This is a genomic window from Psychrobacter sp. M4 (assembly GCF_055699795.1).
On sequence record NZ_CM146740.1, the window covers coordinates 716,313 to 742,395 of the forward strand.

A 26,083-nucleotide genomic window follows, 5' to 3' on the forward strand; every position below is an offset into this window, starting at 1 on the left:
TATTAATACTTTCTATATCAGTACTTATATGAGTACTTGGAGCACACCTTATGAAAATTCGTTCACAAGTCGGCATGGTGCTTAACCTCGATAAATGTATCGGTTGTCACACTTGCTCGGTCACTTGCAAAAACGTTTGGACCACTCGCGAGGGGATGGAATATGCTTGGTTCAATAATGTTGAGTCCAAGCCCGGTATCGGTTATCCCAAAGAGTGGGAGAATCAAAATAAATGGAGGGGCGGCTGGATTCGTAATGCCAACGGCACTATAAACCCGCGCATCGGTGGTAAGTTTAGGGTACTGGCTAATATCTTTGCCAACCCTGACTTGCCTGAGATCGATGATTATTATGAGCCGTTTGATTTTGATTATCAGCATCTACATACCGCGCCCATCGGTAATTACTCACCCATCGCCCGTCCGCGCTCAGTCATCACCGGCAAGCGTATGCAAAAGATTGAATGGGGACCGAACTGGGAGGAGATCTTGGGCTCGGAGTTTGAAAAGCGCCGCAAAGACAAGAACTTTGACAATATTCAAGCCGATATTTATGGACAGTACGAAAACACCTTTATGATGTATTTGCCGCGTCTGTGCGAGCATTGCCTCAATCCTACTTGCGTGGCGGCGTGTCCTAGCGGCGCGATTTATAAGCGTGAAGAAGATGGTATCGTCCTCATTGACCAAGAAAAATGTCGCGGCTGGCGCATGTGTATCTCAGGCTGTCCTTACAAAAAGATTTACTACAACTGGAAGTCGGGCAAGTCAGAAAAATGTATCTTTTGCTATCCACGGATTGAGGCGGGCATGCCAACGGTTTGTTCTGAGACCTGTGTTGGCCGTATCCGCTATCTAGGCGTGCTTTTATATGATGCAGACAAGATCGCTGCTGCTGCTAGCGTCCCTAATGAGCAAGATCTTTATCAAGCACAGTTGGATATATTTTTAGATCCTAACGATCCTGTGGTTATCGCCCAAGCACTAAAAGATGGTGTTCCGCAGTCGGTTATTGACTCGGCACAAAAATCCCCAGTTTATAAGCTGGCGATGGATTGGAAACTGGCACTACCGCTACATCCGGAGTATCGCACTTTGCCCATGGTCTGGTATGTACCGCCATTATCACCGATTCAAAACGCGGCCGAAGCGGGCAAAGTAGGCATGGATGGTCTCATCCCGGATGTCGATAGCCTGCGTACTCCGCTACGCTACCTTGCCAATATGCTCACCGCAGGTGATGAAGCACCGGTACGTTTGGCGCTCAAACGTCTGCTGGCTATGCGTAGCTACAAGCGTATGCAGCTGGTCGAAAAGCAAGAAGTACAAAGCATCTTGGATGATGTCGGTCTGACCAAGCATCAAGTGGAAGAGATGTACCGCTACCTTGCTATTGCAAATTATGAGGACCGCTTTGTGATCCCGACCGCGCATCGTGAAGAGGCATTGAGTGATGCTTTTGCTGAGCGTAATGGCTGCGGCTTTAGCTTTGGTGAGGGCTGTTCAGGACAATCTGACAATAGTATGTTCGGACAACGCAAAACTAACCGTCGTGATTTTATCGATACCGTACAAAAGTGGGAGGCCTAACATGAATAAGTCTCAGTTTAATTCCAATATAGTTGATGCGCCAATGATGATGCCTAGTATTGCAGACTCGGAGCTAAAAATACTAAAGGTACTTAGCTTACTTATTGATTATCCCACTAACGAGCTGTTTACTGGGGACACACTAGCAGACTGTGCCGAGATTGTAGCGACATCTGAATTAATTAGCCCACAGGTGCGTAAGCAAATTATTGATCTGATTGAAGATTTAATTGATACCGGATCTCTTGAGGCGCAGGCTCGCTACGACGGACTTTTTGAGCGTGGTCGTTCTTTATCGCTGTGGCTATTTGAGCATGTGCATGGAGAGTCACGTGATCGCGGTCAAGCTATGGTCGATTTGATGAATCAGTATGAAGAAGCAGGCTTTGAGATTGGTATTAAAGAGCTGCCTGATTTCTTGCCTATGTATTTAGAGTTTTTGGCCTATAAAGCTACAGTAATTAATGATGATATTCAGATCCGCATGGATATTGCTGATGTCAGTCATATTATCGCCCTACTTGCTGCCAGACTTATAGATCGGGGCAGTATCTATCAAGGCTGCTTTAACGCGCTGTTGCAGATTGCAGGCAAGCCGCTTGATGTGATCGAAGAGTACCAAGAAAAGATCAGTAAAGAGAAGCGTGATGATACTTTTGAAGCGATAGATAAAGAGTGGGAAGAGGAAGTCGTTGACTTTATGGATGCCAAGCAAGAAGAGCGTTGCCCTTCACAGACGAGTACTCAAAACCTTGCCGCCCAAAAATTAACGACTAAGGCAGGCATCAAAGCTGGCGTTAGAAAGCCTGCCGCGCCCATGGTTGATGCCCCTGTGCACTGGGTAGATTTTAAACAAAGCCCGAAACACAAATCATCGGTCAATTAACGTTAAGGAGATAAGACATGGATATTGCAGGTCCTAACTTAGAGGCTTTAGCCAGCCTAAATTGGCTACAGATATTCCTTTTTGGCGTTTATCCTTATATTGCTTTGGCCATCGCAATCGTCGGTACTTGGGTGCGTTTTGACTTATCGCAGTATTCATGGAAGTCTGGATCTTCACAGATGCTCAGAACCAAAAACATGCGCTGGGCAAGTAACCTGTTTCATGTAGGCATCATTATAGTGCTTCTTGGTCATCTGTTTGGGCTATTAACCCCGCATGTTCTTTATGATCGATTTATCAGTGCTGGTAACAAACAGATTGCAGCCGTAGTCGTTGGCGGTATTGCTGGGGTGTTCTGCTGGATTGGGTTGGCTATGCTCTTGTGGCGACGCTTTACCGATGATCGTATTTCCAACACTTCAAACTTCTCAGACAAGCTAGTACTCGTATTACTGTTCGTTCAGCTTAATTTGGGCTTGATAACTATCTTTACCTCAGCTCAGCATTTAGATGGACTGACGATGCTCAACTATGCCGGCTGGGCGCAAGATATTACCGTGTTAAGACCTATTCAAGCTGCTGCTCGTATTGAACAAGCCGATCTGATTTATCAGCTGCATATGGCGCTAGGCATTACCCTCATTATGATTTTCCCATTTACGAGACTCATTCATATTGTCAGTGCACCCGTTTGGTATTTAGGTCGCCGTTATCAGATTGTTAGACAAAAGCAGTCGCAGTAGAGGTAACAGTAGTAAGAATGCAGTCAATAGAAATAGCAGTAATAGAAACAGTCACAATAGTGATACAACATTGGTTTTATAAGAGCGATATCATAAGATTCATTTTAAATGAATCTTATGATAAAATTTAACCAATACTCAATTACTATCACTAAGGAAAACATAATGGCTTCACCAAAAACTATCGAAATTGTCAAAGCAACGGTACCTGTACTTGAAGAGCATGGCACTGCAATCACCACCGTGTTTTATCAAAACATGTTCGCTGAGCACCCTGAGCTGTTAGATATCTTTAACGAGACCAATCAAAAACTTGGACGTCAACAAACTGCCCTTGCAACTACGGTTTTGGCGGCAGCAAAACATCTCGAAAACTTGGCGATTTTATTGCCAGAAGTGACGCAAATTAGCCATAAGCACCGCGCTTTGCAAATCCTCCCTGAGCATTATCCTATCGTTGGCAAGCACTTACTTGGCGCGATAAAAGAGGTGCTGGGAGAGGCGGCGAACGATGACATTATACAGGCTTGGACCCAAGCGTATGATGAGATCGCTGACGTCTTTATCCAGTTAGAGGATGATATGTATGAGCAGGCGATGTGGGATGGTTTTATACCTTTTAAAGTGGTAGAAAAAAAGGCTGCCGCGCAAGATATCGCAGCCTTCACCGTCGCTCCGGTTAATGATAAGTCGGAAGATAAGCAGACTATCGATTTGAGCCAGCTTAACCTTACTGCTGGTCAATATATCACCGTCAAAACCGATCCTGAAGATAGCGATCATTTAGCCCTGCGTCATTATTCTTTAAATTCAACCGATACCGATAAAGGTATTCAGTTTGCGGTAAGACGTGATAATCGTGACGGGCATTATGGTCTAGTGTCCAACCATTTGCATGATGAGGTTGAAGTTGGCGATACTATTTTATTATCGGCTCCTGCTGGCGACTTTGCTTTAAACAAAGACTTAGTCAAACAAAACGATGTTCCGCTGGTGCTTATCAGTGCAGGCGTCGGGGTAACACCTATCTTAGCAATGTTAGAGGAGCAGGTAACGAGCAATCCAAAAAGACCTATTATCTGGGTTTATGCTTGCCAAAATGAGAAGCATCATGCTTTTAAAGACCAAGTTGATAAGCTTTTAGAGTCAGCTGAGCAGGTGCAAAAGCGTATTTTTTATTTTGAAGACAACCAAATACTAGACGACACTTATCTTGCAACCTTACCTAAGCCTGCCGATATTTATGTTTGCGGCTCCATGCCGTTTATGGAGAGCATGATTGATGGCTTGGTAATGCTTAAACATGGCACTGACAATGTTCATTACGAACCATTTGGTCCAAAAATGAGCTTGCAAGCCTCTTAAACTTAGTTTGAATCATCTTGTTAAATATTAATCACCAGTAGCGGAGCCTAACTATGACGGTCAATACTTATATTCCAACCACACCCATTGATACGGATACTCGCGCCGCTACTGCTGCTATGGGCGCTGGCCGCGATGAAGATATTATCTGTATCATGCCAACAAGCGCGGATCTCAAAAAACCGCATTCAGATAAGGAGTTTATTGAAAGGGCAATGGCGGATGAGCGCAATAACCACAGCAACCTGATTGCTTCAAGCCGTGATGAGCTGCCTTCGGTCACCGTTAATGGCGTGATGATTGATCGAACCGCTATCGCTCAAGAGCTACAATACCATCCAGCACAGAACAAAGAGGACGCGCTATTTCTGGCGACGCAAGCGCTGGTGGTGCGTGAATTATTGAAACTGGCAGTATTGAATGATCCTAGCCTCGGTGAGTCCGCTTGGGAGAAAGATGAGGAACAAGCCATATCCGCTTTGATTGATAAAAACGTACAAGCGGCCACCCCTGATATGGAGACCTGTGAGCGTTATTATCAGCAGAATATCAGTGATTACAAGACCGATCCCATTATGTCTGTCCGTCATATTTTATTGGCTTGTCTGCCAGAAGATGGTGACGAGCGTTTAAAACTTAAAAAAACCGCTTATGAGCTTATTGAGCAGATAAAAAGTGATAAAAACTCTGACGCTGAGTTTATTGAGTTAGCTCGTCAGTATTCAGCTTGCCCATCAAGGGAGCAGGGCGGCGAGTTAGGCACTATCAATAAAGGCCAAACTGTTCCTGAATTTGAGAGCACTTTATTTAAGTTAGATCAAGGTCTTGCGCCAAGTCCCATTGAGAGCCGCTACGGATTTCATATCGTTGAGGTGTTAGATAAGCAGCCCGGCATTCAGATGACTTATGAGCAAGTTAGCCCAGCGATACACAATAAGCTGAGCCAAAAAGCCTTTCATCAGTCCCTTTGTGACTACCTGTTTACCTTAGCGAATGAGGCCGATATAGAAGGTATTGAGATGACCCTTGATCAAGAAAACATTTATCGTGGTTAGGTGCATCTTCACATATTTTTATGAGTAGTCTAACGCCCCTCATCCGGGCGTTTAACGTGCTCTGAGCTGGCTTCATAAACAGCGTCCAGCTCATCTTCTGTCAGATACTTCTCAGCTATAGGAAATAGCTCGCGCTCCTCAAAGCGAATGTGATCGTAGAGTAGAGTACCTAATTCTCTAACCTGTATGGCGGTCACACTTTTATTTTCAGACGGCTCAGAAATTTCAGCTTCTGTTATGATTTTATGCAACGATTTATGCTGCTCATCAAGGGTGTTGAGTGCTGCTGCTACCTCAGGTTGGTCTTGATAAGGTTGTAGCGAGGCTCCGATCAGATGGTCTTCAATATGAAAATGGTTTTGCATATCATCGATATAAGAGGTCAGATTGTGCCAGTGTTTGATAATTTCTTGCGGCTCATCAACACATTCTTTTGCATGACGAGATAGATTTAAACCCAAATGATGCTGGCGCGATAAGGGCTGTAGTTGATTGGCGCGTTTCATCGTTGAATACTCCAGTCAAAGTAAATGAAAATTATAGAAGTTTTGGAGGGCTATGCTTAACTATATACTAATCGCGCACTTATTGGGTGCCACTATTTGGACAGGCGGTCATCTGATTTTGGCATTGGTCATACTGCCCAAAGCCCTAGCATCGCGTAATGTTGAGGTGTTATTGCAGTTTGAAGAGCCGTTTGAAAAGATAGGTATGCCCGCTTTAGGGGTTCAGATCATCACCGGCCTTTGGATGGCGTATCAACTACTACCTAATATAGGCAGCTGGTTTACTCTTGATAATGATTTGAGTGTGCTTATTAGTCTTAAGCTTTTATTATTGTTATTGACCTTTTTGGTCGCTTTGCACGCCCGATTCTACATGATCCCTAAGCTGTCCGCTGATACGCTCAAAGCCTTTTCGGTAAATATTACTTTAGTTACTTCGTTTTCAGTCGCTTTTGTCATCGTTGGTACGCTGTTTCGTACTGGGTTTGGTTAAAGACGTATTTTTCGGAAAAATAGCTTCTATAACTTATAAACTAAAATCTATAAACAAAAAAATCGGCCTGCGCACAGACCGATTTACTTTATTATGAGACTAAATTATAAAACTAAGTATTATAAAGTTAAGACATGATTAGTCGTTATGATAACCGCCATAGTATTTGACCGGTGACCAGCTTGGAATAACTGGGGCAAGCTTAGGGGCAAGCGTGCTGTATTTGCCCGTACCATACACTGGATTACCATCGACCACGGTCAATACCGATTCGATCTCTTTGATTTTCTCTTCAGGCACCGTAAAGTAATCATCGGATAGCAGCACAAAGTCAGCATACATGCCCGGCTCAAGCGTTCCTTTAACGTCCTCTTCTTGTGAGAACCATGCACTGCCACTAGTATAGACTTCTAGCGCGTCATCTCGATCTAGCGTATTATCAGCGCCGTAGAGCTGCGTACCGCCTACCGTTTTGCCTGTGGTAAGCCAATATAGCGATACCCAAGGATTGTAAGAGGCCACTCGCGTACCGTCAGTACCTGCGCCTAGCGGGATACCCATATCATAAATCTTTTTAAAGGGCGGTGCGGTGCTAGCAGCCTCTTTACCATATCTGTCCACGAAGTATTCACCAGCATAAGCCATACGATCCTGTATAGCGACGCCGCCATTGAGACGTTTGATCTCACGCAAAGTAGCATCATCTACGGTTTCGGCGTGATCAATCGCCCAGCGCATCTCGTTGCGGATTTTACCGTTGTTTTCGCGGTCAATCTCATCGACTAAATCGACGATCAGCTTGGTATTTTCGCCATAAGTGGAGTGCTGTCTAAAGGGCCAGCCTTCATCGACATGCATTTGGATGACTTCTTTGGTCTGCTCGCGCCAGCCTTCGTTATTGCTAATGAACGGTTTAGGCGCTAAGAAGTTCTCAAAGTCGCCTGCCGCCCACGTCATGTATTCGCCGCCGCCTTCTAGCTCATAACCGTGCGTCAAGCTCTCATCGTCGTTATGAAATATCTTGTTGTTCGCCATCCATGTGGCAAACGCTTGCTGCTCTTTGCCCGCTTCTTGCGGAAACAAATAATAAGAGATGCGCATGGATAAATCGCCGTCTTTAGCAAGCGCTTTGGACGCTTCATAATCCTCTGGATAAGTATGACCGCCGCCGCCTGCGTCAATGGCGCTGGTGAGACCAAAGCGGTTAAGCTCACGGTAGAAGTGTTTGGTGGAGTTGATCTTTTCTTGCTCAGATAATGCCGGCAGCTTACCGATAACTTGGTACAAGATCATCGCGTTTGGTTCTGCCAGTAGCACGCCTGTTGGTTTGCCATTAGCGTCACGCTCATAGCGGCTGTCATCGTTTGGCGGCTGCGTATTTTCATCGATACCTAAAGCATCAAGACCTGCCTGGTTGAGCCAGCCGCGGCTATATAGATACAATACAAAGGCAGGCGTATCTCCGGTCGCCTCATTGATCTCTTCGATGGTGGGCATACGTTTTTCTTCAAACTGATACGGCGACCAACCACCTATGACGCGCACCCACTCGCCCTCAGGAGTTCTATCCGCTTGCTCTTTGAGCATACGCAGCGCTTCTTTTAGTGATTTGACCCCGTCCCAGCGTAGCTCACTATTATAGAAACGTCCGCCGCGTGTGATATGTAGATGCGAGTCATTAAGCCCTGGAATTAGGGTACGACCATTGGCATCAATAACCTTAGTATCACCATTACGTAGACGTAAAACATCTTCAGCCGAACCCGTACGTAATACCTTGCCATCTTTGATAGCAATAGCTTCAGCGACGGTACGATCATCATCCATGACCGCAACCTTGGCATTGGTCACGATCATATCGGCGGCGAGTGTCGTAGGCGTACTGACACTGGCTGGCGGATTTTGTACTGCGCAAGCTGTCAAGATACTTGTCGCACCGGCAAGCAAAAGAAAGTTTTTCATGACTGAGCCTCATCCGTTGATAATTTAGAATTATAATTTAACATATTATCTTAACTTGTTCATTGTTTTATTAAAATTATCTAAACGAATTTTTTTAGAAATGGTTCTGATTTATAAGTTTAGACAGTCCATAATAATTAAATGAAGATAATATTTTCAACATAAGGGGATACTAGTAAATACAATATTCACATTATAAAATTATTATAGAAACTTATTAGCAATGTAAAGCTACTTAGCGACTAACTTTAGTAATATTAAACATAGAAACAAACTAAGATATCTGGCTATGAAGCATATTTTATAAGTGCTTATAAGAATAACTAAAAAGTGCCGTTAGTTATTGAGAATGACTTACAAACCTCATACACCCCTTCGACAGTTTGCATCATACTATAAATCTAGTTTGGGTTAATAAGAAAGGGATTGGTTAGATGACAATTATTGTGCCCACACTGGGAACATCAACTGCACAAAAAGAAGTTGCCTATTCTGGACACTCTTTTGATAGTCGTCGACACTGGGCGGCTTCTTTAACATTAGGGTTTAGCACACGTATCGCAGGCACTAGTAGTATTACCTACATGAATAAGTCCCGTCACTACGGCCCACTGCGAGTTCAAAGACCTTTTTATCCTGAAGGACGTGATGGCTGCTGTCACGTTTATCTGCTGCATCCTCCTGGCGGCGTTGTGAGCGGCGATGCGCTCAATATTGATGTCACTGTTGAGGCCAATGCTCATACACTACTGACCACTCCTGCTGCTAATAAACTCTATAAAGCCGATAGCAACGGCGTGGCGTGGAGTCAATACACTCATCTTAAAGTCGCCGATAATGCTATGCTTGAATGGCTGCCTCAAGAAACGCTAGCCTTTGATGGTTCTCGCGGCGAGCAAACCGTTATTATCGATCTAGAAGATCAGGCCAAGTGTTTGGGCTGGGAGATTCTTGGTCTTGGTCGCCCTGCTAGTAACTTGCCTTTTGAAAGCGGCAAGCTTGAGCAGCGCTTTCAGATCAACCGTAGTGGTCGCCCGCTATGGATAGAGCGTCAGAGTGTCGATCCAAACCATCCACGATTTACTGGCAAATGGGGGCAGGGCGGCACTACAGTCTACGCTACTTTATGGGCAGTTGGGTTAGAGGATCCAGCAGAGGCTATTACCGCGCTACGCGAGCATATCCCTGCCACTCCTCATTGGGCAGTGACTTATCGCCGCAACGTTTTACTGCTGCGTTATCTAGGAATGGAGCGTAATGAGGCTTGGGAGCTGCTGCAACAAGCGCGTGAGGTGCTGCGTCCTCGGTTAACTGGTCAAAAGGCAGTGATACCGCGAATTTGGTTGACTTAAACCATTACAACGCTTAACTACTAAGCTAATAAAGACGTCAGCTTTGAATAGAATAATTCATAAAATCATACTAATAACACCATACTAATAACAAGGAGCTAGCGATGGAATTGACCCCAAGAGATAAAGATAAATTGTTATTGTTTACCGCAGGCTTGCTTGCTGAGCGCCGTAAAGAAAAAGGTCTAAAACTAAATTATCCTGAATCAATTGCGCTGATCAGTTGCGAGATTATGGAAGGCGCACGTGAAGGCCGTACCGTGGCTGATTTGATGGGAGCTGGACGTGAGATTCTGACGCGAGATGATGTCATGGATGGCGTAGCTGAGATGATTCAAAGCATACAAGTTGAAGCCACTTTTCCTGACGGTACCAAGCTGGTGACCGTTCATAACCCTATTGTCTAAGGAGACTCGCTATGATTCCAGGTGAATATGATCTTAAGGATGATGACATTGAGCTGTGTACCGATCGTGAGGCTATCACTATAAACGTCTCAAATACTGGTGATCGACCTGTGCAAGTCGGCTCTCATTATCACTTTGCTGAGACTAACGGCGCTTTAGAGTTCGACCGTAAACAAGCATACGGTCATCGCCTAGCCATTGCAGCAGGGACGGCGATACGATTTGAGCCCGGTCAAAATCGTGATGTGCCCCTGATTCCCTTTTCAGGACTGCGCCGTATTTATGGTTTCCATGGTGAAGTAATGGGGCCTTTAGACGCGGATGACGCCCAGAATAAGGATCAGAATCAACAATCAGACTTCAACAATCAGAATTAGGGGCATCATCATGAAAATTTCTCGTCAAGCTTATGCAGATATGTACGGTCCTACCACAGGCGACAAGGTGCGCTTAGGCGATACGGAGCTATGGATCGAGATAGAAAAGGACTACACTCACTACGGTGAAGAGGTGATGTTTGGTGGCGGCAAAGTGATTCGTGATGGTATGGGACAAAGCCAGCGCTGTGATGATGCCGTTATGGATACGGTGATTACCAATGCCGTTATTATCGATTGGTGGGGTATTGTAAAAGCTGATGTGGGGCTAAAAGAGGGCAGAATTGCTGCTATCGGCAAAGCAGGCAACCCAGATACCCAGCCGGATGTCGATATCGTCATCGGTCCGGGTACTGAGATTATCGCTGGTGAAGGTCAAATTCTAACGGCTGGTGGTATCGATACTCACGTGCATTATATTTGTCCGCAGCAAGTCGATGAGGCGCTCATGAGTGGACTTACCACCATGATTGGCGGCGGTACAGGGCCCGCTACTGGCTCTATTGCAACCACCCAAACCCCAGGACCTTGGCATTTGGGAAAAATGATGCAGGCAGTCGATGATCTACCGATCAATATTGGCTTTTTGGGTAAAGGCAGTGCCAGTACACCCGAAGCGCTTGAGCAGCAAGTAAAAGCGGGCGCTATGAGCCTAAAGATTCATGAAGATTGGGGTGCAACCCCAGCTGCAATTAGTAATGCGCTCGATGTGGCTGATCGCTATGATATCCAAATTGCTATTCATGCTGATAGCTTAAATGAGTCAGGGTTTGTTGAAGATACACTAGCGGCTTTCAAAGGTCGCTGTATCCATACCTATCACTCTGAAGGAGCAGGCGGCGGACATGCGCCCGATATCATTGTTGCCTGTAGCCTACCCAATGTTTTGCCCTCATCGACCAACCCCACGCGTCCTTATACCGTAAATACGGTAGATGAGCATCTCGATATGCTAATGGAGTGTCATAACCTAGATCCTAGTATCCCAGAAGATGTAGCTTTCGCTGATTCGCGCATTCGCCGCGAAACCATTGCCGCTGAGGATATCTTACAAGATATGGGCGTAATCTCAATGATGTCGTCTGACTCACAGGCTATGGGGCGTATCGGTGAAGTGGTATGCCGTACCTGGCAAACGGCGCACAAAATGCGCTTGCAACGTGGCCTGTTACCAGAAGATGAGGAGCGCGGTGCAGATAATTTTCGGGTGAAGCGCTATATCGCCAAATATACCATTAATCCAGCTATCACTCACGGTTTGGCGCACGAGATTGGCTCCGTTGAAGTGGGCAAGTTTGCTGATTTGGTACTATGGAAGCCTAAGTTTTTTGGGGTCAAACCTTCCATCATCCTTAAAGGCGGTATGATAGCAGGGGCCGCTATGGGTGACCCAAATGCGGCTATTTCTACCCCGCAGCCGGTGCACTACCGCCGCATGTTTGGCGCACTTGGACGCGCGGCAGCAGCGACTCGTATAACCTTTGTTAGTCAAGCGGCAATGGACACCGGACTTGAAGAAAAGCTGGGTCTAAAGAGCCGACTGGTCGCTTGCAAAAACGTGCGACAAATGCGTAAAAGCGATATGAAGCTCAATGACGCTTGTCCAGATTTAAAAGTCGATCCACAAACTTATGAGGTGCATGCAGACGGTGTACTTTTAACTTGTGAACCCTCATCAGAGCTGCCACTCGCCCAGCTTTATCACTTGTTTTAAAAGGATAGTAAAATGCTTGAACTGACTACAAGAATAGATAGCGATTATCAAGTAAAGGAGGGCGAGATACACGATACTCTAACGCTACCTTATGAGCTACGTATTCGTGGTCGTCTGAAAGCGACCACGGATAAAGGGCATGCGGTTGGTTTGTTTTTGGATCGCGGTCCAGTTATGCGCCATGGCGACCTACTAAAAGCCAGTAGCGGTGAGATTATTCAAGTTTGCGCGGCTGATGAGCCTGTAACTACCGCCTATATCGAAAATGGTCTACCGCTGGGGCGACTATGCTATCACTTAGGTAATCGTCATGTCACTTTGGCTTTAGGCAGCGATGACGATGGTCGCTACTGGGTACGCTTCCCGCCAGATTATGTGCTCGAAGAGTTGGCCGAATTGTTGGGCGCTACCTTGATTCATCATGAAGCGCCGTTTGATCCTGAATCTGGAGCTTATGCGCAGGCGGGTCGTGAGCATTCGCACGACCATAACCATGAACACCATTCGCATGGTCACAGCCATGATAGCCACTCACATAGCCATAATAACCTTACTGAGGGACACTCCGACAATGATGGACACCACCACGCTCACTGATAGATACAATGAGTACTCTAGTCAGTCGTCAAATGTCATTGATGATCTGGCATTACTTGGACTGATGCAGCTGATTAGTCCAGCACTGCCGATAGGAGCTTTTGCATGGTCGCAAGGTTTAGAGAGCGCCTTTGAGCTTGGCTGGGTCAACAATGAGCATGAGCTTGGCGAGTGGCTTATAGGGGTCCTTGATGATGGCTTGACCCGCTGCGAATTACCAGTATTGGCGCGCCTGCAAAATTGCTGGGCGCATAGCGACAGTGAAGGTGTGGCTTACTGGAATGATTGGATTCATGCCAATCGTGAAAGCGCAGAGCTTAGTGATGAAGACATCCGTTTGGGACTGGCACTAGTACGGCTGCTTGATAGCTTGGGTCTACAACCCCAGCCTGACCAGGGCGATGCCAGCTTACCGGACGAGCCAGGCTATGTCACTGTTTTTGCTTGGACTGCGCATCAACGGCGAATTCCGCTGCGCCAAATTTTGCTTGGCTTTGCTTGGGCGTGGCTTGAAAACCAGCTGGCAGTAGCTTGTAAGGCGTTGCCGTTAGGACATACTGCAGCGCAGCGTCTAAACGAGCAATTACGTCCGCACTTGGTGACGGCAGTTGATACGGCGCTTGAGCTTAATGATGCGCAGTTAGGACCGATATTACCAAGCCTTGCGCTGGGTAGCGCGCAACACGAAACTCAATATTCAAGATTATTTCGAAGCTAGAAGTATTTAGAAGCTAGAAGTATTTAGAAGCTAGAGGTATTAGAAGCTAGAAGTATTAACAGCAATAAAGTATTTTTTGTAAGGTATTAGTTTTTTTAAGCCTTGATTTTATATTTTGACTTTATATAAGGATAATTCATTATGAAACACTGTTTACGCGTTGGGGTGGGTGGTCCAGTAGGATCGGGCAAAACTGCTTTATTACGCCAATTATGTAGCGCCCTAAAAGACCACTACAATATCGCCGTAGTCACCAATGACATCTATACCCGCGAGGATGCTGATTTCCTGCTTAAGCATGACGCCCTGCCTGCTGATCGTATCCTTGGCGTAGAAACCGGTGGTTGCCCGCATACCGCTATTCGTGAAGATGCTTCTATGAATTTAGCGGCCATTGACGAGCTACAAAAGCGCCATCCTGATCTAGAGCTGGTACTGGTAGAGTCGGGCGGCGATAATCTGGCGGCGACTTTTAGTCCTGAGCTCTCTGATTTGACTTTATACGTGATCGACGTGGCCGCAGGGGATAAAATACCGCGTAAAGGTGGCCCTGGTATCACCAAATCTGATCTCTTGATTATCAATAAAATCGATATCGCTGAATACGTGCATGCCTCACTTGACGTGATGGAGCGCGATTCTAAAAAGATGCGCGGCGAGCGGCCTTTTATATTTACCAACTTGTATGATGGTGTTGGGGTAGAGGAGATTATCAGCTTTATTTTAGAACAAGGCATGTTGCCTGAGCGCCGTCCCGGCAAGATTACCGACAATGCTTAACTTTACTAGGCTTTTGGATCAATAATAAACCGTTAGAGCGATAAAAGCTGTATGGCGTTCTTGCGGTTTTTAAATTATAGGGTGAGTTACCTGTGTCCAAAAGATAGAATAGTCCAAAAGACAAAATATTGCTAAATTAATAGCGGCTTAGTACCCGTTTATGGTCTATCTAGAGTCTGTTTACACAACATCAGACAAGGAGTATCTTGATATGAATGACATGACTAATACGATTAAAAAGGTATCAAAAAATACGGACAACGCCCCAAAAAACCCTTTATCAACTCAAACTGTGGCGTTTTCGCATTATAACTATATCTCAGCCCAGCTGCCTATTAATACCACTACCGATGCTTTGGTATCAAACAGCCTAAAAGTACAAGCAACGCAGTGTTTAAAAAACATCAAATCTATTATAGAAAGTATTGGTCATGTCATGAATGATGTGATCAAAATTAATATCTATCTAAAAGACAATACCGATAGTGATATTGAAGAGGATATCAAGGCGATAGACACGGTTTATGCTTCCTTTTTCCAAGGTTATCTACCGACGCGAACGATTATAGCGGTAGCCGCTTTGCCCATGGAGGAGGCTTTAGTACAAATGGATGCGGTGATCTCCAACGCTGAGGGCACTCATCCGCAAGCGACCGATGAGATGGTTAAGATCAAAAATAGCACTGATAATGCGCCAAAAACATCCGTGTCGCCGCAAATCATTGCTTTTTCTCATTACAATAATATCTCCGCCCAACTACCTATAGACTGTACAACCGGAGAGTTGGTAGCAGGCGGTATCAAAGAGCAAACTAAGCAGTGTTTGGAGAATATAAAAGCGATCTTGGAGGAGATTGATGTACCCTTAGAAGAGGTGGTTAAAGTCAACATCTCGCTGCAAGATGTAGCAGATATTGAAGCGGTTGATGAGGTTTATCGCTCTTTTTTCCCAAAGTCTGCGCATAGAAGCTACGTTCCTGCACGAACCATCGTAGTAGCATCGGATTTGCCCAAGCATGCCTTAGTGCAGATTGATGCGGTAGTATCTCATAGCGCGGGCACAGCGCCTGCAGTAGATGAGAAAGGTTATGACATTGTTATCGAAGCGAATAATACTGATGATGCGCCCAAGAGCCCTTTATCCACGCAAACAGTAGCTTACTCTGATTATAATCATCTCTCAGCGCAATTGCCTATTGATCCAAAAACTGGTGAAATTATTAAAGGCGGTATCACCGAGCAAGCCGAGCAGTGCTTGGAGAATATCAAAACCATCATTGAGAGTATTGATCACGAAATGGATGACATTGTAAAAGTCACTATTCAGCTCAAAGATATCAGTGATATTGACACAGTAAATGAGGTCTATAAGCGCTATTTCCATAGCGACTTACCAGCAAGAACGGTGATCGGTGTAGCTGCAATACCTATGGACGCTTTAATTCAGATTGAAGCTGTGGTCTCTAACGCTGAAGGGACGCCGCCTGAATAGTACTTGAGTAATAATAGCGCTTTAAACAAACGACAATACGCTAGTCTAAAAAGTTATCGTATTGTCGTTTTTTATGTTGATTTTTAAAGGGCCGTTTTTAGTTAGCTTTTCTAATCTGCTACTTCAAATAGCAGTTTTCTTAGTACCTTTTCTGATTTTTATACCACCCCAAGTCACTAATACTACCCCAAGACCGATCAATGATGCTCCAAAAACAAGCCCTTCCGGCGGCGCTTCTCCTTGCAAAAATACTGCGATCGGCACGCCAACGACCGCGCCAACTGCTCCTAATAAGCTTAATAAAACTGGACCGCCTGTTTTTTGTAGTAAAAATAATAGTAAAAATTGACCAGCAAAAATAAAAGCTTGTAGGACTATTATGCTAATGGGCAACGTTTTTTCTACAGACACTGTCAGTGAGTAATTTGGCAACAAGCTAAACAGTCCTAGCAAAATAACCGCAGCGATAAGCATTCCTGGAGCCAGCGCGCTAGGAGAGGCGTTACTAGGCCAGCGCAAGGTACGATATAGATTACCAATCGCTAGCAAGACAGGACCACAAAGCGCGATCATAATCCAAAATACGCTCGCATCTGGCGCAGAGAACTTATGAGCCGCCAGTATTCCGGCGCCGCTAAGGGCTGCTATCACCCCAAAAGCACGTAGCATACTAAATTGCTCCATTCGTAGTGCTAGGGCACCAACATAGGTAAGCAGTGGCGGCAACGCAATAATTAGCGCCACAAAACCTGCGCCAACATGCGGAATGGCTGAGAAAAAAATCAAGTTGGAGCCGGCAACGCTTACTAGTGCCGCGATTAGATAATACTCTAAACTACGAGTGTTTAGAGGTGGAATCTCACCGCGCATCACTGTAAAGACTAACAGTAATATTGACGCTCCCATGATTGACCAAAACAAAAAAGCCAAAGGATTTAAGCCGATCTCTCCAGCATACTTGGCAATATTGGTCGTCAGTCCAATTAAAGCGCCGCCGCCAAACAGACAAGCCAAAGCAGTTAGCCAAGTGCTGTGGGATCGAGATACAAATGGCTCAGTGGTGTCGCTCATAATGTTCCTAATTTGCCGGGTACTTGTCCAAGTAGGTAAAAGTGTCAACTATAAATTTATCTTAAAAATTAGTTCAGATTGGTTGAGCCATACCAATTAAGAGCATAAGGATAAATTAAAAGCTAACCGTTAATAGTTTGCAACGAAACCACCATAAGCTTTAAACATGCTAGTGCTTAGTCTTCAATAAGATAGATAAAAAACGTACTGTAATAGGTCTTGAATATGAACCAGATCAGCGAATGGGTATTAGGCATTATGGCAAAGTTTGGCTACTTTGGCATTGTCTTTGCGATGTTTGCCGAAAATGTCTTTCCGCCTATACCTTCTGAGGTGATTATGCCTGCTGCCGGTTTTGCTGCATCAAAAGGGGATCTAAGTCTGTTTTTAGCGATATTAGCAGGCACGTTAGGCGCTGTGCTTGGGGCGCTACCTCTATACTATTTAGGTCGGGTGTTCGATGAAGAGCGCCTAGTAAAATTTACCGAAAAGTATGGTAAATACGTTTTTATTAAGTCTAATGAGGTGAAATCTGCTAATGAGTGGTTTGATAAGCATGGAAAAAAGGCGGTGTTTTTTGGACGTATGGTGCCCGGTATTCGCTCCTTAATCTCTATTCCTGCAGGCATGAACAACATGCCTATGCTCAGTTTTTTATTATTGACAGCGCTAGGCTCCTCTATCTGGGCCGCTATATTGACCATTGCAGGTTTTTATCTTGGTGAAAATTACGAGGTGGTACAAAGTACGCTAGCGCCATACTCCAAGGTGTTTTTGATATTGGCTGTAGTGATCATTATCGGTTGGATTATTAAACGTCGACGGGCAAGGTAAATGCTAACGATTATATTTATCAATTAAATCAAAAAACTACCAACTAAGCACTACAAAGTAAAAACAAAGTAAAGCTTAGTCATAGGTCATAATGAATTGGTTAGTAGCTTCTTTGACTATTAGTGCTACTGAGTAAGTCTCCTTTAAACCTATTTAACCTTAATCAAACTAAAATCAATTTATCAAAAACTACAATCAACTGCCAGCGGGAAGCCAGCATGTCTATGTCTACTTTAACTTTAACGATTAATGGTGAAGAACATCGTTTCGAGAATCTCGATACTCGGACGACCATTCTTGATCTTTGCCGTCAACACTTGCACATTACCGGACCCAAAAAAGGCTGTGATCACGGTCAATGCGGGGCCTGTACTATTCTTATTAACGGTGAGCGCATTAACTCATGTCTGACTTTAGCAGTTATGCATGATGGTGATGAGATAACCACAATCGAAGGTATTGGTATGCCTGAATCATTATCGGATCTACAACAGGCCTTTAAAGATCACGATGCTTTTCAGTGCGGTTATTGCACCCCAGGACAGATTTGTTCTGCTACTGCCCTTATTAATGAGGTTAAGCAAAATTGGCCAAGCTACGTTACAAGCGATCTAAAAAACCCTAATGGACTGCTCGTGCAAGAGATTGCTGAGCGGATGAGTGGTAATATCTGTCGTTGCTCGGCGTATCCTAATATCATTGATGCCATCTCACAAGTGCTTGAGAATGAAGTTGTCAATCAGTCTGGACAATCTGGCGCTGGTCATTCAACGATGCAAGGTAACGGCTCAGCGGTAACGGGTATCTGGTCGCCACCACCAAGCCAAACACAACTTGGAAAACAGGCAAATAAGAATACATCTACTGCAGGAGGCCGCTCATGAAACGCTTTGACTATATTCGTGCCAATACCCCTGAGCAAGCCGCGACATCAGCTAGTCCCAAAGATACCTTTTTTATCGGCGGTGGTACTAATCTCCTCGATCTGATGAAGCTAGAAGTAGAGACGCCTACTCAATTGGTTGATGTGACTCGGCTTGAGCTGACGCAGGTTGAAGATACTGAAGACGGCGGTTTGCGTATCGGTACGCTCGTCAGCAACAGTGACTTGGCAGCACATCCGACAATTATTGAAAATTATCCCGTACTGTCTCGTGCGATCTTAGCTGGAGCGACGGGTCAATTACGTAATAAGGCGACCACAGGTGGTAACTTTCTACAGCGTACGCGCTGCTACTACTTTTATCAGACTGATAGCCCCTGTAATAAGCGCGAACCGGGTACGGGCTGTCCAGCTATTAATGGTGAAAACCGCCCTCTAGCTATCTTGGGTACTAGCGAGTCTTGTATAGCCCAGCATCCCTCCGACATGGCGGTTGCTATGCGCCTGCTTGATGCTACCATCGAGACAGTTAAGGCCGATGGCACTACCCGTCGGATTCCGGTTAAAGAATTTTATTGTCTGCCTAAAGACACGCCGCATATTGAAAATGTGTTGGAAAGTGGCGAGCTAATTACCCATGTGGTATTACCTGCGCCTATTAAGGGTATGCACACTTATGACAAGGTACGTGATCGCGCCTCTTATGCGTTTGCACTGGTATCTTGTGCGGCTGTAATAGACGCTGATGATGATGGTAAGCTATCTACAGTACGCCTAGCGTTCGGCGGTATTGGCACCCAGCCATGGCGCAATGAAGACGTTGAAGCCCTACTAATGGATACGCAAGGTGACGACGATACGATCAAGCAAGCGGCAGATTTATTATTAAAAGAAGCCAAAGGCAGTGGTCAAAACGACTTTAAAATTCCTCTAACACGCCGTCTACTCAAACAAGTCATTCAGCGCGCACTAGCGGGCGAGGGAGCATAATTATGTCATTATTAGATTCAGTATTACCGTCAGAGCCTACCAATAAAGAGAAGATGGATAAGCCAGTTGAGACGTTGTTTGACAAAACGGCTAGTAACTTGGTGGGCAAGCCGCTTAACCGCGTTGAAGGCTCATTAAAGGTGAGTGGTCAAGCGCATTATTCAGCTGAGATCGACGTAGATAATAAAGTTTATGGTGTTTTAGTTGGCGCAACTATTGCTAAAGGTGAAGTCAAAAACATTGATAGCGACTCGGTTGCAGATATCCCAGGCGTTATCAAAGTCGTTACCGACGCCAAGCGTTTTTTGCGTAATCCGCAGCAGGGTACAGAGACGGAGGCACCGACCCAAGGCGCGCATGAGATCTTTTATCATGGCCAGCCTATCGCTGTCGTCGTCGCTGAGACTTTTGAGGCTGCAAGAGAGGGCGCTCAAGCCCTTAAAGTGACTTATAATGATGAAACCGATAAAGCTGCTTTAAACTTTACTCAAGAGTTACCAAGCGCGCATGAGGTTGATGAGAAAAAAGGCTCAGATAAGAACGCTGAGCAAGGCCATCCTGAGCAAGGGCTTGTAGATTCTGAGGTAACCCTTGATCGTATGTATCACACCCCAAGTCAGAATAGTGCAGCGATGGAGCCGCATGCTACCATAGCTTACTGGGAAGATGATAAACTGGTATTGTACTCCTCAAATCAGATGATAGCCTCTTGTAAGCAGCAGATCATGGATGCGCTTGATTTAGATAAAGATCAAGTACAACTGATTTCTTATTATGTCGGTGGCGGTTTTGGCAGTAAGCTGGGTATTGCGCCAGAATCTATTGCCGCAGCCATCGCTGCAAAAGAAGTCGGTCGTCCGGTGCTGATTGCTATGACGCGTCCACAAGTGATGGAGGCGACGGTAAGACGCTCAAATACTCGTCAACGCATTGCTATTGGCTGTGACAAAGAAGGCATTATTAACACCTTTATTCATGATACTACAACTAGTAATTTACCAGGTGAAGCCTTCTTTGAGCCTACTGCTTTATCGACTCACTATCTATATCGCGGTGAGAATCGCCGAGTCCATTATGAAATGGTCGACATGAATTGGCTATTGTCAGGCTCAATGCGTGCTCCAGGTGAGGCGGTTGGTATGATTGCCGTTGAATGTGCGATGGATGAGCTGGCAAATCAGCTTGAGATTGACCCTATTGAGCTGCGCCGCCGTAATGAGCCAGAAGAAGACCCCAGCGAAGAGATTCCATTCTCCACTCGTCAGCTCGTTGCCTGTATGGAAAAAGGCGCTGAAGCGTTTGGCTGGGATCAGCATAACCCCAAACCTGCTAGCCGATTAGAAGGCGATTGGTGGATAGGGACTGGTATGTCTGGAACCTCACGCGGTAACATGCTGCAGCCCTCTGAAGCTCGGGCAATTTTGCAAGTCGATGAGTCAAAAGAGCTTGGCGTCAAAGCCATTATCGAGACCGATATGACCGATATCGGTACCGGTTCTTACACGGTATTTACCCAGGTCGCCGCTGATCTATTAGGGCTGCCTATCGATCACATCGAGATGAAACTTGGCGATAGTGATTTGCCACCAGCGTCGGGTTCTGGTGGTAGCTTTGGTGCCGCTAGCGCCGGTAGTGGTGTCTATTTGGCTTGTGAGCAGCTACGCGCCATGCTAGCAAAAAAAGTAGGTTTGCATGCCGATACCATTCGTATAGATAATGGTCAGGTCAAAAAATCAGGTGAGCACGAACCTAGCAAAGCCGAAGCAGCTATTGAGGCTGGCAAAGAAAAAGCGGCAGGCCTAATGAGTGAAAACTTAGCGGATAAAGTATCGGGTTTGGTAGATAAAGCCGTAAACTTGGCAGACAAAGTGTCAGAAAAAACAGGTATGCCTCTACCAGACATTCATTCATCAGATGAGTCGTACGACTTTAGCGATGCTCAGTCTTATGCGCTAGCTGATATTATCGCAGAATACGACGAACAAGAGATCAGTGCTAAAGGTCAGATCAAACCAGGTAAAAATGGTAAGAACCATCGTCAGGCCTCGTTCGGTGCCAACTTCGCTGAGGTTGCGGTACATAGAGTCACCGGGGAGATTCGCGTCAAACGTATGACTGGTGTGTATGCAGCGGGGCGTATTCTGAATCATAAGCTCGCCACCTCGCAGTGTTACGGCGGTATGATATTTGGTATTGGCTCGGCACTTATGGAAGAGGTCATTCATGACAAACATGATGGCCGCTTATGTAACCATGACCTTGCTGAATATCATGTTCCCGTCAATGCTGACGTACCGCAGTTGGAGGTAATCTTGTTAGAAGAGGATGACCCTTATACCAATCCGATGCACATAAAAGGGATCGGTGAAACCTCGATCTCAGGATCAGCGGCTGCTATTGCTAACGCTATCTATAATGCGGTCGGCGTACGAGTTTATGACTTTCCGATCACGCTTGATAAGCTGCTTTATGAGATGCCTGAGTAAAGGGTGTTGATCGTTTACTTTATTAATAAATATTATTTTTATCTTAAGAACCCGCTTTAGATGGACTAAAGCGGGTTATTCTTTCTTTAAAACGACTATCTCTTTATAACCTTATTTTATAACTCTATAAGGATTGTTATGACCCAAATTGCGGATATTCTTAAACTAGCAGATGAGGCGCAGCAGCAAAACCGCGATGCAGTGCTGGCAACCGTGGTACGTACCGAAGGTTCGGCTTATCGTCGCGCTGGCGCTATGATGCTCATTCTTGAAGATGGGCGTACGGTCGGTATGATTAGTGGCGGCTGTCTTGAGCCGCACATCACCAAACGCGCGTTTTGGCTCACTCGTGACGGCGCAAACGTACAGGTTTACCAAACGGGTGATGATATTGGCTATACCGATGACGGTAGGGCTAAACCTGCTAGTGAAGATGATCTTTTATCTGAAGCCAAAGCAAGTCAAAATGAGGCGAATGAGGATTGGTATGATGACCTGCGTTATGAAACGGATGAGCTAAATTTTGGGCTTGGCTGTAATGGACGCGTACATGTGTTATTTGAGCGCCTAAAAACTGCTATGTCGGTATTAAACCTTATTCGTCAAGTACGTACAACTCAGCAGCCTGCAACGATAGCGACGTTGATTCGAGCCGGTAGTGCGCGCGACAGCCATACCAAAAACGCTGATTATTTACCAATTGCTACGCGTCTTGATTTAGATGCTTATGTGAATAGCGGAAAAATCACTAGCCTTGGTGACAGTAGTGAAACTGCGCAAGCTTGGCCTGATAATAAGACAAGTATGCTTGTTAATACCGTCAAAACCTTAGCACAGTATCCGTTAGAGGACAAAAATACCGAATACGTCTTTATAGAACATGATGGCGAATCAACACAGTGGCTGATACAAAGCGTGCAGCCGCAGATACGCTTGCTCATTTGCGGAGCAGGGGACGACGTAATACCGCTGGTAACGATGGCAAAATTGCAAGACTGGCACGTTAGCGTTATAGACAGTCGCCCCAGATATGCCACACGCTTGCGATTTGTGCAGGCAGATATAGTGATGCAGCTGCCGCTTGATGCCACAGATGAGCTGCTTGAGCTAAGCGACAACGCCGCCGTGGCGCTGATGTCACATAGCTTGACTCAAGACCGTACTCGCCTCGCTACCTTGTTAGAGCATGCCGATCGTTATAGATATATCGGCCAGTTGGGCCCGCGCTATCGCACTGAGCGCTTGATTAATGAGATTAGTGCGACTAAGTCTGATCCTAGCGTTTTAGAGACAGGTATTGAAAAGCTGCATTATCCTATTGGCTATAAACTTGGCGGCGACGGCCCTGAAGCGTTGGCATTGGGAATTATAGCGCAGATCAATGCAGTCATGTACGGCAAAGCCCGTTCAACCCAGTCAGATATTAGATCAGGCGCTACAGATAAAGCGGTAAGCCAAGTATGAGCGCGCCAAACCATGCCGTTATTGTCTTAGCGAGTGGCTTAAGTCAGCGTTTAGGTCAACCCAAACAATTACTTAATAAAAATGATGAGCCGCTCATTAGCCATATGCTTAAATTGGCGTTAACCACCAAACCGAAAGTGATCAGCGTTGTAATTCCTAAAGACAATTTATTAATAGCTGATGTCATTGCAAGATGGGTTACTAAAGAGCCAAAAATTAAGACAGTTACGAATCCAAATCCAGAGATTGGTATGGGACACAGTCTGTATTTAGGCATTGAATCGTTAACTCAGTTGGCTAACAGTAATGATTCTAGAAGCGACTTAATTGAGCGAGTGCTAATTATGGGCGTTGATCAAGTTTTATTAGATCTAGCCCATTTATGCCAATTATTAGACGGTAATTCTACAGTTGTGGCTAGCGGGTACGGGAGCTGGCGACTTTTAGATAATGACAAGTCTGAAAAAGGTTTAAAAGAGCGCCCCATAAACAATATCGTTGGGCTGCCTTTAGTGATCGATTATGCACTACTGAAACAGTGGCAAACGACACTTGGTGGCGATAAGGGTTTGCGCCATCTAATCAGAGCTTTGCCGCCTGATCAAATTAAGACGATTAACAATCAGCAGTTAAGCTATGATATTGATACGCCAGCGCAGCTTAATTACGCTAAAGCGCAGGACTGGATTGGTGACTAAGGTCTGTTCAATAGATCATAATGAATGGCAGGCTATAGAGTTTTTTGCAGTTATTAAATTGATGAGGAGTGAAGCTTTTTTTTAGAAAAATCTAGAAAGTAAAAAAGCCTAGAGAGACAACCTTGAAATAGGCGGATGAATGGCACATATAGATAAGAATGCTTAACATGGGTTATGGAAGAGGCAAGAGGATGGCGATATACGTAGATTTTATGTGTATAGAGTTTAAGGGCTACAAATGGTGCCATATGCTGGCAGATAGCTTGCAGGAGCTACATGAGTTTGCGGAGCTGATTGACGTCGATCCGCGTCTGTTTCATCGCAATGCCAGCTACCCGCATTACGATGTGACCCTAAAGATGCGTGAAGATGCGCTAGCAAACGGCGCTATCGCCGCTGATAGAAGAAAAATTATTGAATGCGCCAAGAAACTAAAAGTCGAGCTAAATAGTCAGACAGCCAAATAGCCCATCTGTAACAAACCATAGCCCTTCAAGCTTTACTTTTTCACCAACTCACTTGCAACCAATTTGCTTTTGAATAATTTTGTATAGATAGATAGATAGTTAGGAAGCTTGATGCGTACCACTAAAGACCGTATTCGGCATGCCTTGGGCTTTGAGATTATAGGCCTGCTTATTTTCGCGCCGCTGGCAAGCTTGGTGTTTGGCTACGAGCTGCACTTGATGGGTGTAGTAGCGTTAGCCGGCTCTATTGTCGCTACGGTTTGGAATTATTTCTATAACCTTTTATTTGACCACGCTATGCTCAAGTGGCGCGGCGCGGTACAAAAAACCGTACCTATAAGAGTGTTGCATGCGCTATTATTCGAAGGTGGGCTGCTACTACTGTTCTTGCCAGCTCTTGCGTGGTATTTGAATATTACCTTTTGGCAAGCTTTTAAAATGGACATCGCTATGGCGACGTTTTATCTGGTCTATGCTTTCGTTTTTAACTGGGTCTATGACCAAGTATTTCCTATTCCTAATAGCGTTAGAAGTGAGAGTGATCAACAGAATGATCCCTCTGTTTTAAGCGAAAAGCAACCATAAGGCGAGTTACGTTTTTACTCCCCTTATCTGCTCGTTTGAATATTCCGCCAATAATCTATTTTGAAGTAGCAGCGGTACCTAAATTATCAAGTAGCGCTGATATCTTACTCAGTACTTGATCGCAGCCTTGGATATTATGGCGCTCTTTTAGGTAATCGGTGCTGTTATAGGTCAACCAAACTCTGCCTTGGGCATCTTGGCTAATCAGCATTTTTTGCGGTAAATCAATAGCTACGCTTGGCGCGCACTGCATGAGCGGCGTGCCAGCTTTTGGGTTGCCAAAGATGATCACCTCCGTTGGTGTTAATTCTAGATCTGCATTGGCAGCATTGCGCTGATGATCGACTCTAGTAAATAACGTCAACCCTTTATCTTTGATTAGCGACTCAAGCTTATCCGCTGTGTTTTTGGCTGAATGACTACTTTGTTTAGTAATCAAACCTTTTTGTGCGTAGCTTGCGCTCATAGTCTGTGCAGACGATTGAGCAGGAGCGTTTAGCGCGTTGTCGATGCTGGCACAAGATGTAGCTAGCAAAGCAAGCGCTGCAATAGAAACTATTTTGAGCATA

At 45.2% G+C, this 26,083-nt stretch carries 26 protein-coding genes; 22 read left to right on the plus strand and 4 right to left on the minus strand.

Features of this window, described 5'->3' with window-relative positions; genetic code table 11:
* Positions 1–50 precede the first annotated feature (50 nt).
* The 5 genes from narH (at position 51) to ACR63N_RS03100 (ending at position 5,638) form a co-directional block, all read left to right on the plus strand.
* Positions 51–1,589, plus strand: a complete 1,539-nt coding sequence (gene narH / locus ACR63N_RS03080; RefSeq protein WP_367105242.1) for a nitrate reductase subunit beta — start codon at positions 51–53, stop codon at positions 1,587–1,589.
* A 1-nt stretch (position 1,590) separates the two neighbouring features.
* Positions 1,591–2,475: a nitrate reductase molybdenum cofactor assembly chaperone gene (narJ, locus tag ACR63N_RS03085; protein ID WP_472782436.1), complete on the plus strand. Its 885-nt coding sequence runs from the start codon at positions 1,591–1,593 to the stop codon at positions 2,473–2,475.
* Positions 2,476–2,492: 17 nt separating this feature from the next.
* Complete coding sequence (narI, locus tag ACR63N_RS03090) at positions 2,493–3,218, plus strand: respiratory nitrate reductase subunit gamma (protein WP_472782437.1); 726 nt, start codon at positions 2,493–2,495, stop codon at positions 3,216–3,218.
* Positions 3,219–3,383: 165 nt separating this feature from the next.
* The gene (locus ACR63N_RS03095) at positions 3,384–4,583 is read left to right on the plus strand and encodes a globin domain-containing protein (protein ID WP_472782438.1); all 1,200 of its coding nucleotides are present in this window, start codon (positions 3,384–3,386) and stop codon (positions 4,581–4,583) included.
* Positions 4,584–4,636: 53 nt separating this feature from the next.
* Complete coding sequence (locus ACR63N_RS03100) at positions 4,637–5,638, plus strand: peptidylprolyl isomerase (RefSeq protein WP_472782439.1); 1,002 nt, start codon at positions 4,637–4,639, stop codon at positions 5,636–5,638.
* Positions 5,639–5,667: 29 nt separating this feature from the next.
* Here the strand turns inward: ACR63N_RS03100 and ACR63N_RS03105 are convergent, their stop codons facing one another.
* Entirely contained in the window at positions 5,668–6,144 is a 477-nt protein-coding gene (locus ACR63N_RS03105) for a hemerythrin domain-containing protein (protein ID WP_367105246.1), read from the minus strand.
* 52 nt (positions 6,145–6,196) lie between these two features.
* Between ACR63N_RS03105 and ACR63N_RS03110 the strand changes: the two genes are divergently transcribed.
* A complete protein-coding gene (locus ACR63N_RS03110; protein WP_367108846.1) occupies positions 6,197–6,637 on the plus strand; it encodes a CopD family protein in 441 nt (146 codons plus the stop codon).
* A gap of 138 nt (positions 6,638–6,775) precedes the next feature.
* Here the strand turns inward: ACR63N_RS03110 and ACR63N_RS03115 are convergent, their stop codons facing one another.
* Positions 6,776–8,599 (minus strand): amidohydrolase, encoded by a 1,824-nt coding sequence (locus ACR63N_RS03115; protein WP_472782440.1) that lies wholly within the window; start codon positions 8,597–8,599, stop codon positions 6,776–6,778.
* Between the two features lie 434 nt (positions 8,600–9,033).
* On the opposite strand from ACR63N_RS03115, the gene ACR63N_RS03120 reads away from it, so the two are divergent.
* From ACR63N_RS03120 to ACR63N_RS03155, 8 genes are all read left to right on the plus strand, one after another.
* Entirely contained in the window at positions 9,034–9,951 is a 918-nt protein-coding gene (locus tag ACR63N_RS03120) for an urease accessory protein UreD (protein ID WP_472782441.1), read from the plus strand.
* Positions 9,952–10,055: 104 nt separating this feature from the next.
* Positions 10,056–10,358: an urease subunit gamma gene (ureA, locus tag ACR63N_RS03125; RefSeq protein WP_367105250.1), complete on the plus strand. Its 303-nt coding sequence runs from the start codon at positions 10,056–10,058 to the stop codon at positions 10,356–10,358.
* A gap of 11 nt (positions 10,359–10,369) precedes the next feature.
* Positions 10,370–10,735, plus strand: coding sequence for an urease subunit beta (locus tag ACR63N_RS03130; protein ID WP_367105251.1), 366 nt, complete (start codon positions 10,370–10,372; stop codon positions 10,733–10,735).
* Between the two features lie 10 nt (positions 10,736–10,745).
* The gene (gene ureC / locus ACR63N_RS03135; protein WP_367105252.1) at positions 10,746–12,449 is read left to right on the plus strand and encodes an urease subunit alpha; all 1,704 of its coding nucleotides are present in this window, start codon (positions 10,746–10,748) and stop codon (positions 12,447–12,449) included.
* A gap of 12 nt (positions 12,450–12,461) precedes the next feature.
* Complete coding sequence (locus tag ACR63N_RS03140; protein ID WP_367105253.1) at positions 12,462–13,046, plus strand: urease accessory protein UreE; 585 nt, start codon at positions 12,462–12,464, stop codon at positions 13,044–13,046.
* Positions 13,021–13,764, plus strand: a complete 744-nt coding sequence (locus tag ACR63N_RS03145) for an urease accessory protein UreF (protein ID WP_367106364.1) — start codon at positions 13,021–13,023, stop codon at positions 13,762–13,764. Before ACR63N_RS03140 ends, ACR63N_RS03145 begins: the two co-directional genes overlap by 26 nt.
* Positions 13,765–13,905: 141 nt before the next feature.
* Positions 13,906–14,544, plus strand: coding sequence for an urease accessory protein UreG (ureG, locus tag ACR63N_RS03150; protein ID WP_367105255.1), 639 nt, complete (start codon positions 13,906–13,908; stop codon positions 14,542–14,544).
* A gap of 211 nt (positions 14,545–14,755) precedes the next feature.
* Positions 14,756–16,036 carry a RidA family protein gene (locus tag ACR63N_RS03155; protein ID WP_472782442.1) on the plus strand — a complete coding sequence of 427 codons (1,281 nt, stop codon included), beginning with the start codon at positions 14,756–14,758 and terminating at the stop codon, positions 16,034–16,036.
* A 123-nt stretch (positions 16,037–16,159) separates the two neighbouring features.
* Here ACR63N_RS03155 and ACR63N_RS03160 read toward each other — a convergent pair whose 3' ends face one another.
* Complete coding sequence (locus ACR63N_RS03160) at positions 16,160–17,107, minus strand: DMT family transporter (protein WP_472782443.1); 948 nt, start codon at positions 17,105–17,107, stop codon at positions 16,160–16,162.
* A gap of 225 nt (positions 17,108–17,332) precedes the next feature.
* Here ACR63N_RS03160 and ACR63N_RS03165 point away from each other — a divergent pair, with 225 nt between their 5' ends.
* The 8 genes from ACR63N_RS03165 to ACR63N_RS03200 all read left to right on the plus strand — a co-directional run bounded on the left by ACR63N_RS03165 (position 17,333) and on the right by ACR63N_RS03200 (position 25,514).
* Positions 17,333–17,941 (plus strand): DedA family protein, encoded by a 609-nt coding sequence (locus ACR63N_RS03165; protein WP_472782444.1) that lies wholly within the window; start codon positions 17,333–17,335, stop codon positions 17,939–17,941.
* Between the two features lie 218 nt (positions 17,942–18,159).
* Positions 18,160–18,825, plus strand: coding sequence for a 2Fe-2S iron-sulfur cluster-binding protein (locus ACR63N_RS03170; RefSeq protein ID WP_367105259.1), 666 nt, complete (start codon positions 18,160–18,162; stop codon positions 18,823–18,825).
* Positions 18,822–19,814, plus strand: a complete 993-nt coding sequence (locus ACR63N_RS03175; RefSeq protein ID WP_367105260.1) for an FAD binding domain-containing protein — start codon at positions 18,822–18,824, stop codon at positions 19,812–19,814. Before ACR63N_RS03170 ends, ACR63N_RS03175 begins: the two co-directional genes overlap by 4 nt.
* Positions 19,815–19,816: 2 nt before the next feature.
* Positions 19,817–22,300, plus strand: a complete 2,484-nt coding sequence (locus ACR63N_RS03180) for a molybdopterin cofactor-binding domain-containing protein (RefSeq protein ID WP_367106365.1) — start codon at positions 19,817–19,819, stop codon at positions 22,298–22,300.
* 138 nt (positions 22,301–22,438) lie between these two features.
* Positions 22,439–23,764 (plus strand): XdhC family protein, encoded by a 1,326-nt coding sequence (locus tag ACR63N_RS03185; RefSeq protein WP_367106366.1) that lies wholly within the window; start codon positions 22,439–22,441, stop codon positions 23,762–23,764.
* On the plus strand, positions 23,761–24,462 hold the full coding sequence (locus ACR63N_RS03190; protein WP_367106367.1) for a nucleotidyltransferase family protein: 702 nt from the start codon (positions 23,761–23,763) through the stop codon (positions 24,460–24,462). Before ACR63N_RS03185 ends, ACR63N_RS03190 begins: the two co-directional genes overlap by 4 nt.
* A gap of 191 nt (positions 24,463–24,653) precedes the next feature.
* The gene (locus ACR63N_RS03195) at positions 24,654–24,929 is read left to right on the plus strand and encodes a DUF4031 domain-containing protein (protein ID WP_367105264.1); all 276 of its coding nucleotides are present in this window, start codon (positions 24,654–24,656) and stop codon (positions 24,927–24,929) included.
* A 111-nt stretch (positions 24,930–25,040) separates the two neighbouring features.
* Positions 25,041–25,514 carry a PACE efflux transporter gene (locus tag ACR63N_RS03200; RefSeq protein ID WP_367108840.1) on the plus strand — a complete coding sequence of 158 codons (474 nt, stop codon included), beginning with the start codon at positions 25,041–25,043 and terminating at the stop codon, positions 25,512–25,514.
* Positions 25,515–25,569: 55 nt separating this feature from the next.
* Here ACR63N_RS03200 and ACR63N_RS03205 read toward each other — a convergent pair whose 3' ends face one another.
* Positions 25,570–26,082 carry a DUF302 domain-containing protein gene (locus tag ACR63N_RS03205; protein WP_367108839.1) on the minus strand — a complete coding sequence of 171 codons (513 nt, stop codon included), beginning with the start codon at positions 26,080–26,082 and terminating at the stop codon, positions 25,570–25,572.
* Position 26,083 lies beyond the last annotated feature (1 nt).